The organism is Gilliamella sp. W8128 (assembly GCF_016100545.1).
GTDB lineage: Bacteria > Pseudomonadota > Gammaproteobacteria > Enterobacterales > Orbaceae > Gilliamella > Gilliamella apis.
Window position 1 is genome coordinate 54,109 of record NZ_JACFSE010000006.1, and the last position, 18,223, is coordinate 72,331.

Annotated in this window: 13 protein-coding genes; 1 reads left to right on the plus strand and 12 read right to left on the minus strand. The window is 34.8% G+C overall.

Annotation, left to right across the window (positions count from 1 at the left end; translation table 11 throughout):
- Position 1: 1 nt before the first annotated feature.
- The 7 genes from H3U97_RS07220 to gss all read right to left on the minus strand — a co-directional run bounded on the left by H3U97_RS07220 (position 2) and on the right by gss (position 13,329).
- Entirely contained in the window at positions 2 to 718 is a 717-nt protein-coding gene (locus H3U97_RS07220; protein ID WP_198198618.1) for an ABC transporter ATP-binding protein, read from the minus strand.
- Position 719: 1 nt separating this feature from the next.
- Complete coding sequence (locus H3U97_RS07225) at positions 720 to 2,684, minus strand: vWA domain-containing protein (RefSeq protein WP_198198619.1); 1,965 nt, start codon at positions 2,682 to 2,684, stop codon at positions 720 to 722.
- A gap of 13 nt (positions 2,685 to 2,697) precedes the next feature.
- Positions 2,698 to 3,738 (minus strand): hypothetical protein, encoded by a 1,041-nt coding sequence (locus H3U97_RS07230; protein ID WP_198198620.1) that lies wholly within the window; start codon positions 3,736 to 3,738, stop codon positions 2,698 to 2,700.
- Between the two features lie 134 nt (positions 3,739 to 3,872).
- Positions 3,873 to 6,548: a putative virulence factor gene (locus H3U97_RS07235; RefSeq protein ID WP_198198621.1), complete on the minus strand. Its 2,676-nt coding sequence runs from the start codon at positions 6,546 to 6,548 to the stop codon at positions 3,873 to 3,875.
- Positions 6,545 to 9,571 carry a virulence factor SrfB gene (locus H3U97_RS07240; RefSeq protein WP_198198622.1) on the minus strand — a complete coding sequence of 1,009 codons (3,027 nt, stop codon included), beginning with the start codon at positions 9,569 to 9,571 and terminating at the stop codon, positions 6,545 to 6,547. Before H3U97_RS07240 ends, H3U97_RS07235 begins: the two co-directional genes overlap by 4 nt.
- Before the next feature lie 8 nt (positions 9,572 to 9,579).
- The gene (locus H3U97_RS07245; protein WP_198198623.1) at positions 9,580 to 11,217 is read right to left on the minus strand and encodes an SrfA family protein; all 1,638 of its coding nucleotides are present in this window, start codon (positions 11,215 to 11,217) and stop codon (positions 9,580 to 9,582) included.
- A 219-nt stretch (positions 11,218 to 11,436) separates the two neighbouring features.
- Complete coding sequence (gene gss / locus H3U97_RS07250; protein WP_198198624.1) at positions 11,437 to 13,329, minus strand: bifunctional glutathionylspermidine amidase/synthase; 1,893 nt, start codon at positions 13,327 to 13,329, stop codon at positions 11,437 to 11,439.
- A 188-nt stretch (positions 13,330 to 13,517) separates the two neighbouring features.
- On the opposite strand from gss, the gene ybeD reads away from it, so the two are divergent.
- Positions 13,518 to 13,784, plus strand: coding sequence for a DUF493 family protein YbeD (gene ybeD / locus H3U97_RS07255; protein WP_065577848.1), 267 nt, complete (start codon positions 13,518 to 13,520; stop codon positions 13,782 to 13,784).
- A 65-nt stretch (positions 13,785 to 13,849) separates the two neighbouring features.
- On the opposite strand, the gene adk is transcribed toward ybeD, so the two are convergent.
- From adk to H3U97_RS07280, 5 genes are read right to left on the minus strand one after another with little or no spacing between them, the layout of a single operon-like run.
- Complete coding sequence (adk, locus tag H3U97_RS07260) at positions 13,850 to 14,494, minus strand: adenylate kinase (RefSeq protein ID WP_065577849.1); 645 nt, start codon at positions 14,492 to 14,494, stop codon at positions 13,850 to 13,852.
- Positions 14,495 to 14,533: 39 nt separating this feature from the next.
- Complete coding sequence (locus H3U97_RS07265; protein ID WP_198192321.1) at positions 14,534 to 14,785, minus strand: zinc-ribbon domain-containing protein; 252 nt, start codon at positions 14,783 to 14,785, stop codon at positions 14,534 to 14,536.
- A gap of 3 nt (positions 14,786 to 14,788) precedes the next feature.
- Entirely contained in the window at positions 14,789 to 16,255 is a 1,467-nt protein-coding gene (gene der / locus H3U97_RS07270) for a ribosome biogenesis GTPase Der (RefSeq protein WP_198198625.1), read from the minus strand.
- A gap of 18 nt (positions 16,256 to 16,273) precedes the next feature.
- On the minus strand, positions 16,274 to 17,446 hold the full coding sequence (gene bamB / locus H3U97_RS07275) for an outer membrane protein assembly factor BamB (RefSeq protein ID WP_065577851.1): 1,173 nt from the start codon (positions 17,444 to 17,446) through the stop codon (positions 16,274 to 16,276).
- 26 nt (positions 17,447 to 17,472) lie between these two features.
- Complete coding sequence (locus H3U97_RS07280; protein WP_065614692.1) at positions 17,473 to 18,207, minus strand: tetratricopeptide repeat protein; 735 nt, start codon at positions 18,205 to 18,207, stop codon at positions 17,473 to 17,475.
- Positions 18,208 to 18,223: the final 16 nt, after the last annotated feature.

Genomic DNA, 18,223 nt, shown 5'->3' on the forward strand with positions numbered 1-18,223 from the left:
TTTACACCTTACTTGATAACGGTAAAAATTCTGATGATTGCGTAGAGGATAATTTTGCCGATAAAGTAAACAATCCTTTATTTTCAATCCGTTGCCAATCATGAGTGACAATCAGAGCTGCAATATTATCTTGTTGAGCTTGCTCTATAATTAAATCAAATAGTAAATTAGCATTATAAGGGTCAAGTGCAGAAGTTGGTTCGTCAGCTAACAGTAAAGCAGGTTTATGAATAATCGAACGTATGAAAGATGCTCGTTGTCTTTCACCTATTGATAACTGTTTAGGATATTTATTTAACAAATGACCAATATTCAATTTATCAATTAAGTAATCAAATCTGGTAACATCAATATTTTTTTGTAATAACTTCGCTGATAATAAAATATTATCTTTAATATTTAAAAACGGTAATAATCCACCTGTTTGTAACATAAATCCCAAATATTTAGCTCGTATAGTCGCTAATTCATTCTCATCATTGCGTTGAATCACATCAGCAATATCGTAATTTTGATTATCAACCATAAGATGATAATGGCTTATTTCATCAGGCTGTAAGATCATACCGATCATTTCGAGTAAAGTACTCTTACCACAGCCACTATCACCTTTAATGACAACAACCTGACCGGCTTTAACCGAAAGTTCTGGTAGGCAAACTTTAAAAAAAGATTTGCCTATCGGCCTAGAAATTACCAAGTTATGAATAGTTAACATTTTATGGCAACATTTCTAATGGTACAGGATAGACATTTTCACGTGGATCACTACCTTCAGATAGTGAAATCCAACGGTCAACATCAGCATTACATTTTTGATAATAACGGACTTTACTATTTAGATTACGAATAAACTTTTCTTGTTCAATTCCACTCATACTTTTCCATGTTTCTTGGTCAAGACCTGTTACATCACTTTTATAGGGAATATTATCTAAATACTCGCCAAGTAAACCTAAATCAGCAATCTTAGTGACAGAATCTGATTTTAATTTATTTGGATCTTGTCCCATTGCAGCAGCAACAGAACGTAGTTGCGAAAACATATCATCAGCTGAAATTAATCCATCATTAGCTGCATTAGCAATCTTAGTCACAATATCACTCAAATCACTTAATTGTGATTTAGTTAACAAAATTCGTGGTTCCGCAGTTGGAATTGTCGGTTTAACAAAATCTTTATCAGCAATCCATGCTTTGAAAACAGTTGGCGCTTTAGTTCCTTTAGTATCACCTAGATAAGCTAATTGCATCGCCTTACTCAATAGTAAAGCATCTTTTAACATATTAGAGTTATCATCATCTTTAGCATTAAGCGCATTACCAACTGATGATTCACCTTTATAAGCTAATTTAACTTGCTCTGATAAAGCTTGTGCTAATGAATCTACTTTCTTTCCAAACTCATTAACATCACCAGCATTAACGGGATAATATAATGATTTATGAATAAAATCGTTATAAGTCAAGTCAGAATATTGAGCTGCGGCAACTTGATGATCCTTTTCACCACTTTTTGTTTTTAAATGTAAGGCATAAATTGCAACCCCTTTATGTTGTGCTTCAAGTCGCAATTGGGCAGCATCCATACCGGTGCTTGAAAGCTTATCATCACCAGGAATAGCGCTGGCATCAGTAATCAAAATCATATATCGAGCGCCAAAACTATTCCAATTAATATCATTCAATGCTTGCGATACACCAGCATAAGAGTCTTCGGCAAAATAAGCAGTAGATACTGATGCTTGTTTAAGTGAAGCACTCAACGTTTTAAAATCATCTTTATTTTTTACTTTATTTGGATCTGCAAAAACTTTACTAACAAACTCTAATTTATCTGAGGCTTTTAAACTTGAACGAAACGAAATCAAACCAAATTTAACTTGATCTTGTAAATGTTCTTTTTCAATATGTTGATAAACTCTTTCCACCGCTTCTTTGGTCCTAGAAATATAAGGATCCATTGAAATAGTTGAATCAATAACAAATACAATAGCAGCCTTAAACGGTGCAACTTGATTACTGTTATCATCAGAAGATGAATTCGTAGATTTGTTATTATTTTTAACGACTGTTTCTTGTTTACTAACCGAAGCAACCTCTAAAATTCTTTCATAAAAACCTTGACCATTCATTACCTCTTCACCCTGTAAGATAGGTAATAAATAAAAATTACTTTTAAAATCAATAAATTCTTTAGGTTCTTGAGCCACCACTTGTGGTGCGACTTTATTCTCTTTTAATGCATCACGAATAGGTGTTACTAATGTTTCCGGTTTATCAGCATCAACAATTGTTGATAAAGAAGCTTTATCTTTAAAAAATAATAAAGGATCACGTTCAACAGGATTAGTAAAAACTAAAGTCAATTGCATATTCCAAGCAACAGCACAGGAATTATTAATCCAACCAACAGTTTTACCATATGAATCAGGTCCGACATTTAACCATTCTTGATTATTTTCGTTTTTACGTTCGTACACATAATAACGAGAAAAAGCAGGTACTGATTGACCAGTAGCATCATTAATATTTTTTTTCAACTCACAAGTTGGTGTACTCAAGACTCGCTGATAAAGTGTTGTTTTACCGGCTTGCTTTAATGGTTCTAAAGCCGAACTAACCAAAGGTAAGCAAGTCAGGCTAAATCCGAAAATCAATGTTGAAATTACTGTTTTTTTCATACCTGCACCTTAATTATTTTTGTAATTCTGCTAACCGTTCTTTAGCCAACTCATTATTTGGATCATTATTTAATGACGTTTCATACCAATAAATTGCCGTTTCTTTATCAGCCTTAAAACACTGGTTATCTTGATAAAACTTCATATCGTATTCTTTCGCATAAAGTAGAGCCACTTTGGCATTCAATAAAGATTGATTTGCATATAAACGCTGTGCGATATTACATTTATTAGCTTGTTTGGCCTGATTTATGATATCAATTACGGTGTCAGTATCAGGTTTACTCTGTAAACATTGCTGAATAAAAGATAAATCATCGGTTGTAACATTAGCAACATTACATTGACTATTACTTTGAGTTAGAGACGTTAAAGGATTTTTACCTTGAGAGAATAAGAAATACCATACTCCAACACCAATCCCAGCTAAAGTTAGCAGAATGACAAAAATAATAATAAACAACCCTAATTTACTTTTGGTTTTAGCGGGTAGTGGTGATATTGCTGGTGCAGGCGTTACTTCTATTTCCGTTTCTATCTCTTTTTCAGGCTCTGCTTTTACCTCATTTTCAATCTCAATTATTTGTTCTTCGGTTTCTGGCTCTACAGATTGAGAATCATCAGATTCAACAAGATTTGAAGTTACTTTATCCGACTCTAATGTATTTTGTTCAATCTCATCAGATATTGATGATTGGGTATTTAAAGCAGATGAAGGGAATACTGTTTCAGCAATACTTACCACTCCTCTATCAGTATAGTTTTGATTCTGTTTATCACGAATTTCGATAAGGAATCTAACACGATTTTCTTGAGATAATAAAGAATCAACTAGCCATTCACCAACTAGGCCACTTAATTGTTCATTATCGACAGACATGTTAGTTACAGTATGCCAATTCTTTTCCGGACCCCATTGATTCAGTCCAGACAAATAATAACCGTCTTGGTTACGTTGAATAAGCAGATCAACATCAGCACTACCACTCCATTTTTGAGCCAAAAATTTAGCAATGCCTGGTTTATCGCCTTCTAATTCAATTCTTAATGCCATGATATCCTCTATTTCATCACTATGATTGTATCAAATGGTTTGGTACATATTTCATAATGTAAGGTAGTTTTAAAACTACCTTATTGTTATTAATAATTATTAAATTATTGTCATTTAATATATTCACAATAATACTAATGTATTTGTGATTGCTTAAAACAAGTTAAAATTTCACCAAGTTGAGAGTTTTGTTCTTGACTTATTTCACGGCCAGCATGGTGACCAACATTTTCTTGAGCAAGCGTTGCAAAGGCAATAAACCAATCAAATATAGCAAACTGAGAATAATTTTTAGTCTTATCATCAAGTACCGGTAATGGATGTGACAATTGACTTGAGAATTGACTCAATGGCGGTGAAAATATCGGCTTACCTTGATTAACACGGCTAACAGGGATATTGCTTGTTTGCCCAGGAATAAAACCAAGCCATGCAATAAAATCAGCCAATAACATATTAATAGAGCTAACCTGCCGAGACTCAAGATCATCACGCTTACTACCTACATTTTCATTAGCTAAAACTTTTTCAGTTAAGCTAGTATCAAGTTTCAAACGGTTAGCACCCGTAATCAACTCTTCAACAATAAAAGAGAGTGCTTTCTGATCAATACTGAAAAATTGTAGAATATGTTTATCTAATACAATATTTCTTAAATGTTCTAGCCATGCAGTAAACACATTTTTAGCAAATTTTGATTCGCTAGCGATATTAGCAACTACCTGTGGTTGTAAAGGTGAATTTACTTCCGGAAAAAGTTCAAAGTCGGTATTTAAACCAAAATCGTTTGAAGAATTATCGATTACGTCATCACCGCTAGTATTGCTGATATCATTATCCATATGGCTAGAATGATATAGAGCTCGAATAGTTTGATCCGGCAATTCTAAAACTTTAAGTAATTCACCTAATAATAATGCTTTTCCTTGTAGTTCTTTTACAACATTATTAATTATCTGTTTTTTCTTACCTAATTCTTCATCGCTACCAGCTTGATACCAAGTATCAAAACGCATATTGATAATATAATCAATTTGTTCATTAAGTTGTTCAACAATCCGCTGTTGTTTAACTTCAGTAATGGCGACTTGTTCTAAATACTGGCTAATTCGGCCAATGCCACCATCATTTAATTGTAACATCGCATCCCACGCTTGATCAGGAGCGTTGACATACTCTTGAATATCTGGATTTTCAACGAATGTATTTTTCAACATTAACATTTCTTGTCGATAATTTTCATTGTAAGACAATTCAATATTTGCTTTAGCATCGACATTTAAAAATGGTACGTCAAATCCTGGTTTACGGACCAAAAATACATTGTTAAATTTACCATCATTTGACCAATTGGATAGCCAATCATAACTACCAAAACGTTCTAAAATGGTCTGCTGTAATAAGCCACCTTTACCCCAAGTATTTCTTAAATTGTCTTGGGATAACGACAATGATGCGCCAATTCGTTTATCAAACATCGTGATAGCCCATAGTAATCCAGCTTTCTTTGTTGCTCTTTTATCAGCTGTTTCGCCTTGGGTTTTATCAATCCATCTTTGTAATACTGGACCAACATCATTAACATCTGATTGTTTATCCGATGGCGTACAAACTACCAAAACATTCATCTCTTGGCTATCAGTGTATTTTTCAAAAAGATAAGCGACTTTACCGCGTAATAAAAGTTGAGCGATAGGATTACCTTCTTTGACATCAGAAATAGAAATTAAATTTAATCGACCACGATATCCTGGGAAATCAAGCAGATCGACATTCTCAAAAGTAGGTACACGAGTTTGATTCACTAATGGGAAGATCAATTCTGCAGTTAAAAAGGCTAATTGCGCTAATGATATTGATGTTGGCACTCCATTAAGTGGCGTAACTGTTACCGATGAATCATTTTCAGTATTTAACCTTTCAAGCATATCGACATTCATGATGCTATCAATCTGTGATTTAGTACCATCACCATTGTCCTTAACTAACACGGTGAGGGGCGCATAAATGGTATTTACATGATTTAAGCTTAATAAGGTTGTCGCCAATTGAATATAAATTGCTGTAAGTTCACTGATACCACCCCATAACACAGAAAATAAAGCACCACGGTCTGTAATCGAAAGATAAGGTAACAATGACATGGCTTTTTCCCAATAACCACCTTTCAATCCTTCAAGTGAATTGCCAAAATTTTCAGATAAATAATCATACAGATCAACGATATCATCTTCAGTTATACCGCCGGTGTAATCAGCTTGCTTTTTACTTTCGATACGTTGAATAAGTTGATTTAACTCTGAAAACTCAACTTTATTGATAACTTTTTGTTGATCAAAATCTTTAAAATAGGCATTAATTAAGATTTTAACAATTTCTATTTCTTGAAATAATTTCAACTCTAATGGATAGTTGGCAATACCACCTTTGGCTGTCCGACTAAACCGAGTAACAAGTCCGGTTGCCTCTTTACCTCCACCGACAGGATTAACGTGATCAATAAAATCTAAAACTTCATTATCAACTACTGTTTCAAGTTTACCATTTTCACCGGCTGCTAATGCTGAAATAAGATAAGATTTACCTGCTTGTGACAAACCAAAAAAACCGACCGCAACGGATTTAGTCGACACATCACCTAAACGTTTAGCACTATTACGTAATCGGCGAAGATCAAGAATTAAATTATCAGCTTCATTATGCAAACGTTTCGATGAATCTCGGGTTTGATTGACCCATTCAATTGCCTGTGCTGATGCTTGATAAATCTGTTCCCAAGATTTAGGAAGTTGTTCGTTTAAATTTTTCATCGTTTTATCATTCCACTATCAAGCCAATATTGTGTGCTAATTAGGCCAGAATTAACCATTGTATTTAGACTAAGCTTTATATCTTTGGTTTTACTGCAAGCACGTCCATCAGAAGCTTTGACATCTTTAATATAGAAATTCTCAACTGTTTTTTGTCGATTTTTTATTCCTAATGTTACTTCTAAAACTACTCCTTCAGCACTTAATCTTTTAGCCACATCACTATTTTCAATAGTTAAAATATAAATTGCTGAGGCAGGCCAACGATCAATTTCTAACTGTTTGAAACCAAGTCTTGTTGTGCCTCGAATTTCAAAAGAGATCTCAGGAAAATCATAATCAGGATCATCTAAATCGATATCTTGATAATAAATATTTTCTTTTTTTATCATATTTAGATTATCTAATAGACCAATATATTTAACCGTTGAATACAAATCCATATTGGCGGATCTAAAATAAAAATTAGCTAATCTTAGGTTTTTACTTAAGAAACATAACATGGCTCCAACTGCTGCTGTTGTTTTAGGATCATCAATGCGCTCTTGTTTATGGAAAGGATACCAGCCACCGGTATAATAACCATGTAATGGTAAAACACGCCCTGCTGGAATAGATAAACGAGAACAGAAATAGCTTTGTACACCAGGTAAACGAGATGGTCGACCGGTCAATAACAATACATCACATTGATAACAGCTAATAATTTCAGATAAGGCATCGAATGTTTTACAAATATTATAATAATCACCACGAATAAATAAGTGATGAATACGTTTAAGATTTATTTCAACATTTAAATCAAGAACGGAAAATTCAGGATCATTTAGAGCTCGACGAACCGGTTCATTAATAAAATTAAGAACATTATCTGTCATCACATTATTTCGTAATAACTCACCAAAAGTCATGTTATACACATGTTTTTCGGAATGTAATGGTTCATAAAGTTCATATAGTTTTAATACCTGTAATCCGACAGGTGTAAATAACTGTAAAGTTAATTGTTGTCGTAACACAGCATCTTGAATTGATACCTGCTGTGAACCAATAATTGTCGATAAAATCGGATTAGGATCAACAAGTCCAACCTGTTTTAATCCATTAGTTAATGAAGATAAAACTGTATCTTGGATGATATCAAGCAAAATATCATCACCTGCAACTTTAAAGCCATCACGAAAGCGTTGAGTTGGAATAAGGTAAGCATTACTACTATTAAGTTGTTTATTGGCTCCATAATCCAGTTCGTAATCATTGATGACCAAATCTGTTGTTCCACCACCAATATCAACTGTGGCAATTGTTAGTTTTTGTTTATTGGTTTTGTCTGGTCGTACCATTGAAGCAATAAATTCTTCTGAACGACCATTATAATTGTTCTGCGTTTCGTTAAAGAGATAAACAACTTGGCCACAGGTTGCTTCGTCCCATTGAATATAAACTTCAGGAATATTTGGCCAAATACTTTTCAATTGCTCAGGATTACTAAAATCAATATTATCTTCAGAATTATCCCAACCTAAGCTTTTCCAAACTAGGCCAATAGCTTGATAAACACAGCTTTTAAATATTGCTTGTTCTGGTTTAGGCATTGCCGGTGGAATGGTAAGAATAATAGAACGCAAATTACGCGGTGTTCTTGCGTGTTCAAGCTTGTTGCGTTGAGCGACACTATTAATTTGCATTAGAGCATGCATTAATACTTCACATAGCATAAATGTCATTAGTGAACTACGTGAATATTTTGGGTGGAAAACGGGTATTTTTCGGTCAAATTCTTCCTCAATTTCATTACTGAGGATATGCAGTGCTTCACCATACTCGTTAATTAGACTTGAAAATGGCTCTGCGGTAGCAAATGGCTCATGATCACTTTTGACATAATGAGAATTAAATCGCCAACCTTGCTCATACTTTTCTTGATCCCATAAATAACGTTTCGGGCTTGAAAGTCCGGTAGCACCTTCATTCCCTTCGCGGCGACTAGCTAAACGGCTCGCTTCTTTTCCAACCCGAACAATACTTGGCCAGCGGAATGTATCTCGTCTACCACTTTGTAGTGAAAAGTGTTCTTTACCAAAAAAAGTTTGCGCAAATTCTACTCGACTTTCGAATGGTTCATTATAGATATGTTCAGGCTGGGTTAAATCTCGAATTTCAAGCTCATAACGACGATTTAAACTATCTTTATCTTGAATATGATCTTCTATTAAAATGCCACATGTTCTTGAGTTACCAACATCTAAAATCATATCAACAGGAATCGATTTAATCACATCATCTCGATTATTCGAGACAATTTTAATTTTTGGTAACTGTAATGAATCAGCAAGCAAACTAAGAATATTTAAATAATGACCATAATAAGCTTTATTAGCTATTTCTAAATCAATATCGTCTTTATGTACTTTTAGACGTTCTGGTTGAGGCGCTAATTCTTGGAATAAATCAATCAACCAACTGGTGATCCATTTTTGCTCTAAATACCATGAAACTTGATCCGAACGATGAGCTAAACTAAATACGGCACCGGTTTTTACATCATTTTCCGTTGGTGCTAAATAAGCAACATCCTGCATATTGGTAAAAATTTTTGTATCAAAGGCAAAAGTAATACGATGAGTATTGCCATCTGGATCTTCACCTTCAGGAATATTAACAATTCGCACTCGACTCCAGTTATGAGGTCCTTTATCGAAGCGCTCTGGCGGAATTGATCTGAGAATTGGAACTGGCAACCAAATACCATCATATAGTTTTAAGGATTGCTCAACACTAATCTCTTGAGTAGGTGTGACAGCAAAAGAAAGATTATCTGGTGCAAAAAATTTACCATTATCGATATCTTCAATTAATCTAACTAACGCTCCACTTTCTGATGGATCAATAAAACAGCCATTAACTTTACTGCGCCATTGATTATCTTTCCAATCTATTTTTAATGCAAAATCAAGAAATTGAATCCCACTATTCATGATAAGTGTAACTTCTTGACCGTAGTTGCGTATTTCTGGAAGCATATACAATCCTATTGTTTTTTCATCGTAATTGGGAACGAAGTCCCGTTATCATAAATTCCCTGACAATCAGCTTGATTGTTTTTGCCTGATTTACACTGAATTTTTGGTAATTGATATTTAGTATTATCACTGCAAATGGCTTCGGTATTACCAGTAATATTTAAATTAGCATTTTGGATACCTGTGCCAACTTTACCAACACATTTAACGCCATCACTACGAGTAACCGTAACTTCGCCATTACCTTGATTAAAATTATAACTTAATTGTAATGGTTTACCTGTTGCTTTATCTTGAATACCAGCACCAACTGACCATTGACCATTTAAAAAGTTTGTTGATCCCTGTTTTAACGCGTCAGCAGGCAAAGATAAATTATTTACTTGATTAGCATTTGCATTAGCTTGATTGCCTTGATCAGAATTACTATTCGTTATAGCTGGTTTATTATCTAAATCAGGTGTTGGTGGCACTTGTCCATTTTTATCATCTTTATTTTGCCCATCTTGATTATCTTTTTTATCATCAGATGGATTAGCATTACTGCCTTTATCACCTTTATCAGCTTGATTTCCCTGTTCACCTTGTTCGCCATTATTTCCTTTATCATCAGGTGAAGTCGTAGATTGAGGTTGATCTGTAGCACCATCTGAATTTACATTATTGGCTATTCCTTGATCTGGTGCGGTTGCTGCCGAATTATCAACTACAGCTGGATCTGTAGCAATACCATTAATTGGCTGTACATTAGGATCTACTGCAACTTTTCCATTTGGTACTATACCATTAACCACAGTAACAGGTTTATCATTAACCTCTTTGATTTCTGGCTCAGGATCTTTTTTCTCTTGCTTGTCCTCTTTATCATTTGCCACTGTTGGAACCGGAATATCAACTTTACTATCTAATGATATTTTAGGATCGATAGATACACTTGGCTTCCAGCTACAACCTTTTAACCAAAAAATTGCTAATAATAGTAGTAATAACAAAGGTAATAATCCTAACAACCATATCCACCAACGCTTCCACCAAGGTTTTTTAACAATAACAGGGGCTTGTACTGGAGCAGTGGCTGCAACCTTTGGAGCAGCTTTTCGAAATGCTTCTAAACAGTAAAAAGGTGAAGTTGCTTGTGGGGTCTGAGGGTTAACAAATCCCCAAAAAGTGATAACCGGTTTACCATTGACAATATAGACAAACTGATTACTAGGGAAACGTAATGCCATTAAATTAGGTTCAAGACTATCTGAGCTCTGTTTTGGATCGTAAATCAATCGACTAAAAAGTAATTGGTCGCCTTCTAGATTAGGATTATTTGCTAATTTTTGTCCTAACTCAATGACTTTATTTTCGAATTCTTTCAGTAAAACTAGTGCAGACTTTTGTTCATCTTCACTAGCTGAAGTCCACGGGATGATATCATATTGACCATCAGGTAGTTCTGAGTCGAAGGGAATGTACCAATCAACAATATTTCCCTGATCATTACGTTGGGGAATAGCTAAACAATCAGAGTATTGGCGGCCTAATTTAACTCGGAACATTTCACGGATTTGCGAAGCGACAAGATAAGCTGCTTTGCCGTCATGTCCGAGCATTTTAAAGTCTTTAATATCGCCACTGCGCAATAATGTATTTGCCATATATCCTGATATTCCTTTATTTTGATTATATTTTTAATAATTATTATTTGTAATAAATCAATTCTATCAAAAAAGTTAAGTTATTGTCATTGTCAATCAAATAGATAAGATATTTTAGTTATTTTTAATAAAATGAAAATATCTTAATTAGCTCTGTTTAATTAAACAACAAAACTCACCATCTGTCATTGGCAAATTGATGTTTAAAAACCCCTTTCCTCAACTTTTTTTGTAAAATTGTTTAATAAATTCCTCATCAGTTAAGACTCGTAAAGGCTGCATATCACTTTCCCCCCTTATAACTAAAGAAGGATCTGAACGTAAACAAGCTCCACCATAATGACCACCAACGGTAAAGGTACAAATTTGTAAATAACGATCATCAACTTTAGGTAAACACCATAGTTCTTGATAAATGTTTTCTTGTTTAGCAAATCGGCCAACCGTTTTATCCAATACTTGCTCATGACGACCAACTAACTCGATATCACTCCCCCTGCGCCCAGCAATCGGCTTAATGGCATAACCTTTTTTTATTAAGTTGTCATTGAGTTCAAATGTAGATTCCAGCAGATAACGATGGTTTGGAAATAGCGACCATAATACAGGTAAAATAGCTTTGTTACTTGGGATGACTGTCCATAAAGGCTCAAAAACAGACACCTCAGGTCGAAGTAACACATCTATTAATCTTACCGAATTTTCTGGATGCCACGTTCTAATTGGTAATCCAGCCACTTGGGCTTCACTCTCTTGACGAAGTTGTTCAAGTACAGTTTCCCATGCCCAAGTTTTCCATACGCAGGTGACCTGACGTTGCTCATCATCTACTAATCGACCTCGTTTATCCCAACTGAGACCTGAGAGTCCACGTAAAATCTTGCTTTCAAATCCAGCTTGAGTCAGCGCTTTTTGCATAAATAATGCATGATAATTTTCTTCGCTATCATTATCTTGCATGATATGTACAAATGCTTTTGCATCACTATGTTTCCAACAGTTAGCTAATGCATTAAGTAGACCAGCACTAGGATTTACTCCAGCATTTAATTCGGCTTGTATTGCCCAATTTTGTAAAATTTGTCCAGCTTCGGTATGGCATGAAGCTGAATCAGCATTATATTCATAAACTTTAAAGCCTCTTTCATCCATACAGAAATCTATTCGGCCGGTTATCATCTGATAACGGCGTTGTTGCCATGATAATCTAAGCCGAGGCCAAAGTATTTCGGGAATATTAAAATTACACAATAAATTATCATCTTTTAAAACTTTATCGGTAGCATGCAAATACATCAAATGAAGTTCGTTTGTTGCACGAATAAGCTCCTGTTCAGCGCTTTCCGAAATAGTAAAATAACGATACTGATCATCATGGCTTATGGCATGTCCAGTTGCTGACACATATGCACTTTCTAATGGATCACTCTCGTTTAACCATTTTTTATCAAATTGACCATGATTTTCGATATGAACACTATGGATATCGAGTAAATGCTTAGCAACATTCGGTTGTGGTAAACTATGAAGAGTATTGTCTGTTTGAATCATCCAACCTAAAATTTTAGTATCATCAAAAGTGTCGTGTACATAATAGCCATCATTGGATACCGTCATTTTTAATTCTCGAGTCCATTGTTGACCAATAGGAAGCCGAGTATGGACAACATTTTGTTCGGCAATTCTAATTTTATTATCAAAAACTTCAGTAATAATCGCTACATGACCAGTTCTATCAAACATACCGCCGTCATCCCATATTAACAATGCTCCCGCTTCTGGCATTTTTTTGCTACCATTAGCAAATGCTTGCAATGGTAAAATGGTTTCATTGATCACTTGACGAAGAAATCGTAATGAAAATATTTCATGAGCCATACCGACATCAGTAAAGACAATCCCATAATTTAGAAATAAAAATCTTCTAGCAAATTCGACACATTGCCACTTATAGCCCATATACTCATGACCTGAATAACTTCTGAATGATGCATCATTAGGGTATTGTTCAGGATTTAATGTTTCATAATCAGAAGAGTAAATAGCAACACCACCCGGTGCATAGCCAAGTAATGTACCAAAAGGTTCTTTGTTAGCTGATTGGGATAACATGTTATTTTAGCCTTTTAAAATAATAGTAAGGTAGGTTTTACTAAGCTATGTTAGAATTTGACTATCATAGATCAAATTATAGGCTTTAAAAAGTAATGTTTATTATTCTGAACTTGAAGAATAATAAACTGACTATATATATGGAATATCTTTAATAGCTGTATTGATAAAACGAGAAAAAGACTATTATGCAACAAACAAAATTAAATGAATTATTAGATTTCCCTTGTTCTTTCACTTATAAAGTAATGGGTGAAGCAAAACCAGAATTAGTTGATAAAGTTGTATCCGTGATTCAACGTCATGCACCAGGGGATTATACGCCGTCGATCAAACCAAGTAGTAAAGGTAATTATCATTCAGTATCCATTACCATTAATGCAACCCATATTGATCAGGTAGAAAATCTATACAAAGAATTAGGTGAAATCGATATCGTAAGAATGGTTTTATAATCTTTATTTTACGAAAAATAAGATAATTATTAAAAGAGGGATAATTTGATCCCTCTTTTTTTGAATTAGCCTAAAATTTTAGTCAATTCATTGGTCACAGCGGAAACAGCTTGTGTCCCATCAATACGGAAATATTGAGTTCGACCTTCTTTGGCTTCATGTTGATAATATTTGACTAATGGTTTAGTCAAATCATGATATTCAACAAGACGTTTACGGACGATTTCTTCACTATCATCTTTACGAATAGTTAAAGGTTCGCCAGTTACATCATCAATATTTTCAACTTTTGGTGGATTATGACGAACATGGTAGACACGTCCTGAGCTTGCATGAATACGACGACCACTCATACGGTCAATAATCACTTCATCAGGCACATCAAATTCAAGTACGAAATCAACATCGATACCCGCTTCTTTCATTGCATCTGCTTGCGGCACAGTACGAGGAAAACCATCTAATAAAAAACCATTTTTACAATCGCTTTGCGCGATACGCTCTTTAACTAATGCAATAACTAACTCATCAGTAACAAGCTTACCATTATCCATTAGCTCTTTTGCTTGTAAACCTAATGGACTTTCTGCTTTTACTGCTGCACGCAACATATCGCCAGTTGAAATTTGTGGAATTCCATATTGTTGCATAATAAATTGTGCTTGAGTTCCTTTTCCTGCTCCTGGTGCGCCTAATAAAATAATTCGCATAAAATAACCTCTTATGGCTTTAAATATAGATACAATTTTCTATTCTGGTAAATAATGAAATATCACTTTACTGCTGGAAATTAAGCCATCAGTGTGACAAATATAGTTAATAGCGCCACAGCCTTTAACCATTTGCGCATTTTGTCGGCAAATTGGGCAAATATACTGTTCTTGATAATGCTGTTTGCAATGAGGACAATCATAATGTTGTGGCGAAACAATACTCATTCTATTATGACACTTAGGACAAATACCTTCTTGCCCACCATCTATCATCTTTGTTTCTGTCATAAGTTATTTACGACCTCGTACATGTTTCATTAAACGACGACGTTTACGTTGTTGCGAAGCAGTCAAACTATTTTTTCGACCTTCGAATGGATTGGCGCCTTCTTTGAATTGAATTCGTATTGGCGATCCCATAATTTTTAAGGAACGTCTAAAATAGTTCATTAAATAACGTTTATAAGAATCAGGTAAATCTTCAACTTGATTACCATGAATAACCACAATGGGAGGATTATAACCGCCGGCATGGGCATATTTTAATTTAACACGACGTCCTCTGACCAATGGTGGTTGATGGTCATCTTGTGCCATTTGCATTATTTTAGTTAATAATGCAGTATTAACACGACGTGTAGCACAATCATATGCTTCTTGAATTGAATCAAATAAGTTACCTACACCACTACCATGAAGCGCAGAGATAAAGTGTAGACGAGCAAAATCGATAAAATCAAGTCGATCATCTAACGTAGTTTTCACTTGTTCTTTAATATCTTGTGATAAACCATCCCACTTATTAACAGCAATAACCAGTGAGCGCCCACTATTAATAATAAAGCCAAGCAAAGACAAATCTTGATCAGAAATACCTTCTCGGGCATCAATGACCAAAATTACGACGTTAGCATCTTCAATTGCTTGTAACGTTTTAATAACCGAGAATTTCTCAACTGTTTCGGTTACCTTACCTCGTTTACGAACACCAGCAGTATCGATCATAATATATTCACGATCATCGCGTGTCATTGGTATATAAATACTGTCACGTGTTGTACCGGGCATATCATAAACCACAACCCTTTCTTCGCCTAAAATTCGATTAGTTAGTGTTGACTTACCAACATTTGGTCTACCAACAATAGCAACTTTGATTGGTTGGTTGATGAGCGACTCGGCTTCATCTTCAATATCATCATAAGATTCAGGAAGAACGTCATCTAGCTCATCCTCTGACAAGACTTCATTTTGATCATTGGCAAAATGAAAAATAGGATCGAGCACCGTTTCGATTAATACATTCACTCCACGACCATGACTCGCGGCAATCGGATGAATGTCACCTAATCCTAAACTATAAAAATCAGAGATTGCGCTATCGGCATCAATACCATCAATTTTATTAGCAACTAAAAACGTTGCTTTTTGGCGAGATCGAAGATGTTTAGCAATTGCATGATCAGCTGGCATCGCACCGGCCCTTGCATCTACAAGAAATAGTACGATATCCGCTTCTTCAATTGCTTGTAAGGATTGTTCTGCCATAAAGCTTTCAACCCCATCTTCAGTGCCATCAATACCACCTGTATCAATGACTATATATTCGTGCCCTTTCATTTCGGCTCGGCCATACTTACGATCTCGCGTTAATCCAGGGAAATCCGCCACTAAGGCGTCTCGAGTTCGAGTTAATCGATTAAATAGAGTCGATTTTCCTACATTCGGACGACCAACTAGTGCGACAACAGGTACCATATTTATTCTCTAATTACCTTAATTTTTTGTGAATGCGTAAATATCACCATTTTTAGCTTGGACAATAATTTTATTATCTACAACTAATGGCTTCGAAATCAATCCACTGCTACTTACTTGTGTTTTAGCAACTACTTCTCCATTATCTTGATTTAACCAATAAAGATAACCCTCAAAATCACCAACAACAATATAATTTTGATAAATAACCGGATCGGTTAATTGACGATGTAACAAACCTGCCTGAGTCCAATTCACTGCACCACCATTTTTGCTTACTGCTTGAACATTGTCATCTTGATCCACGATAAATAACTGATGTGAATCAACGGCAAAGCTATGGGTAGATCCCATTTCTTTACGCCATACAATTTGCCCATTACTTAAATCAAGTGCGACAACATTACCATTATAGCCAATTGCATATGCCAAATTACCTTCAATAACTGGGGTTGAATCAACATCATTTAATTTGTCAATTTCAGTCGATCCACTTGGTTGAGATATGCGTTGCTGCCAAATAAGTTGTCCATCATTAAGATAGTAAGCATTCACGTGACCTGTATCATCACCAAGTATAGCGGCGCCATGAGCAATAGTTGGTGTTGAATTACCTCTTAATGAAAGTGTTGGTACTTCAAGAACAACATCCCATACATCTTCACCTGTGTTACGATTCAAAGCTTGTAAATTACCGCTAGCGGTATGAATTATTAGTTTATCATCAGAAGATACTGGGCGAGCCAGTACTTCACCTTTAACCGGTTTTTCCCAAATTACATTACCATCATTACGATCTAATGCGTAAACAACCGCACGTTCACTACCGACATAAACATATCTATCATCAGCACTTACACCGCCAGAAAATAACGCTGTTTTACTGCTAAATAATGTACTTTGTGATAAATTTTTGTCCCATATAGTATGACCAGTTGATAAATCAATCGCTTTAACTTGCCCACTACGGCTAGCAACATAAATAGCATTATCGTAATTAATTGGCCCTAATAATGAATAAACATGTGTATTGCCTGCTGTGCTATTTCGCCATATTTCTTGGATTGGAAATTGGTTATCCACTTTTGGTGAAGGTGAAATTTGGACAATTTCTTCTTCGCCACCAAACAATGAACACCCCGCAAGTGAAAACATAAAAACACTCATAAACAGACATTTTGATAACTTCATCGTATAGATCCTTATATCAGGATAAATTAATCTTCATTTTCTTTAGCTGCGTTTTTTTGGGCTTCAGCTTCTTGCTTAGCTTTTTCCTTAGCGGCAGCTTCTTCTTGTTTAGCTTGTTCAGCTTGTTGTTTATCTTTAAGATATTGAGCTTGATTTAACTTCATTTTGATATTTTGCTCTAAGGCTTGAGTAGGTGATGAACTTAATGCAACATTATAAGCCTCCACAGCCTCATTGTAATTGTTCATTTTCACCAATATATCGCCACGAATATCATTAACTATCGGCGCCCAACTTTTTTCGGTTACTTTAGTTAAAGTCGCCAAACTTTCTTGATAATGTTCTAGTTGATATTGTATTTTTGCAATACGAATATAACTTATTGATTTAATGATATCTGAATCAGTTTTACTTAACGTATCTGTAAGTAATTTTTCTGCTCCAGCATAATCTTTTAATTGTTCTACATAAAATTTTGCTGCTCTAAAATTAGCAAAAACACTATAAATAGTATTATTATCTTTAGCAAAAGAGACTAATTCATTAACTGAATCAGGATTATTATTATCTAATTTAGCAATTAATTGTTCATAATGATCGGAAGATTCTATCACTTTTTCTAATTTATAAGACTGCCAATAACGCCAGCCATAAAAAGCTAGTAATCCAATTACAATAACCGCAACAATGATTTTCCACGTTTTAGCAAGAAATTCTTTTATCTCTGAAACTTGTTCTTCGCCAGACAATTGATGACTCACGTTTTTCTCCTATTTT

Coding starts and splice junctions, on each gene's coding strand:
- H3U97_RS07240 (WP_198198622.1), bottom strand. CDS start 9,571: ATGCTTCCAGAAATACGCAACTACGGTCAAGAAGTTACACTTATCATG.
- H3U97_RS07220 (WP_198198618.1), bottom strand. CDS start 718: ATGTTAACTATTCATAACTTGGTAATTTCTAGGCCGATAGGCAAATCT.
- der (WP_198198625.1), bottom strand. CDS start 16,255: ATGGTACCTGTTGTCGCACTAGTTGGTCGTCCGAATGTAGGAAAATCG.
- H3U97_RS07225 (WP_198198619.1), bottom strand. CDS start 2,684: ATGAAAAAAACAGTAATTTCAACATTGATTTTCGGATTTAGCCTGACT.
- adk (WP_065577849.1), bottom strand. CDS start 14,494: ATGCGAATTATTTTATTAGGCGCACCAGGAGCAGGAAAAGGAACTCAA.
- ybeD (WP_065577848.1), top strand. CDS start 13,518: ATGCAACAAACAAAATTAAATGAATTATTAGATTTCCCTTGTTCTTTC.
- H3U97_RS07245 (WP_198198623.1), bottom strand. CDS start 11,217: ATGGCAAATACATTATTGCGCAGTGGCGATATTAAAGACTTTAAAATG.
- H3U97_RS07265 (WP_198192321.1), bottom strand. CDS start 14,785: ATGACAGAAACAAAGATGATAGATGGTGGGCAAGAAGGTATTTGTCCT.
- H3U97_RS07235 (WP_198198621.1), bottom strand. CDS start 6,548: ATGAAAAATTTAAACGAACAACTTCCTAAATCTTGGGAACAGATTTAT.
- gss (WP_198198624.1), bottom strand. CDS start 13,329: ATGTTATCCCAATCAGCTAACAAAGAACCTTTTGGTACATTACTTGGC.
- bamB (WP_065577851.1), bottom strand. CDS start 17,446: ATGAAGTTATCAAAATGTCTGTTTATGAGTGTTTTTATGTTTTCACTT.
- H3U97_RS07230 (WP_198198620.1), bottom strand. CDS start 3,738: ATGGCATTAAGAATTGAATTAGAAGGCGATAAACCAGGCATTGCTAAA.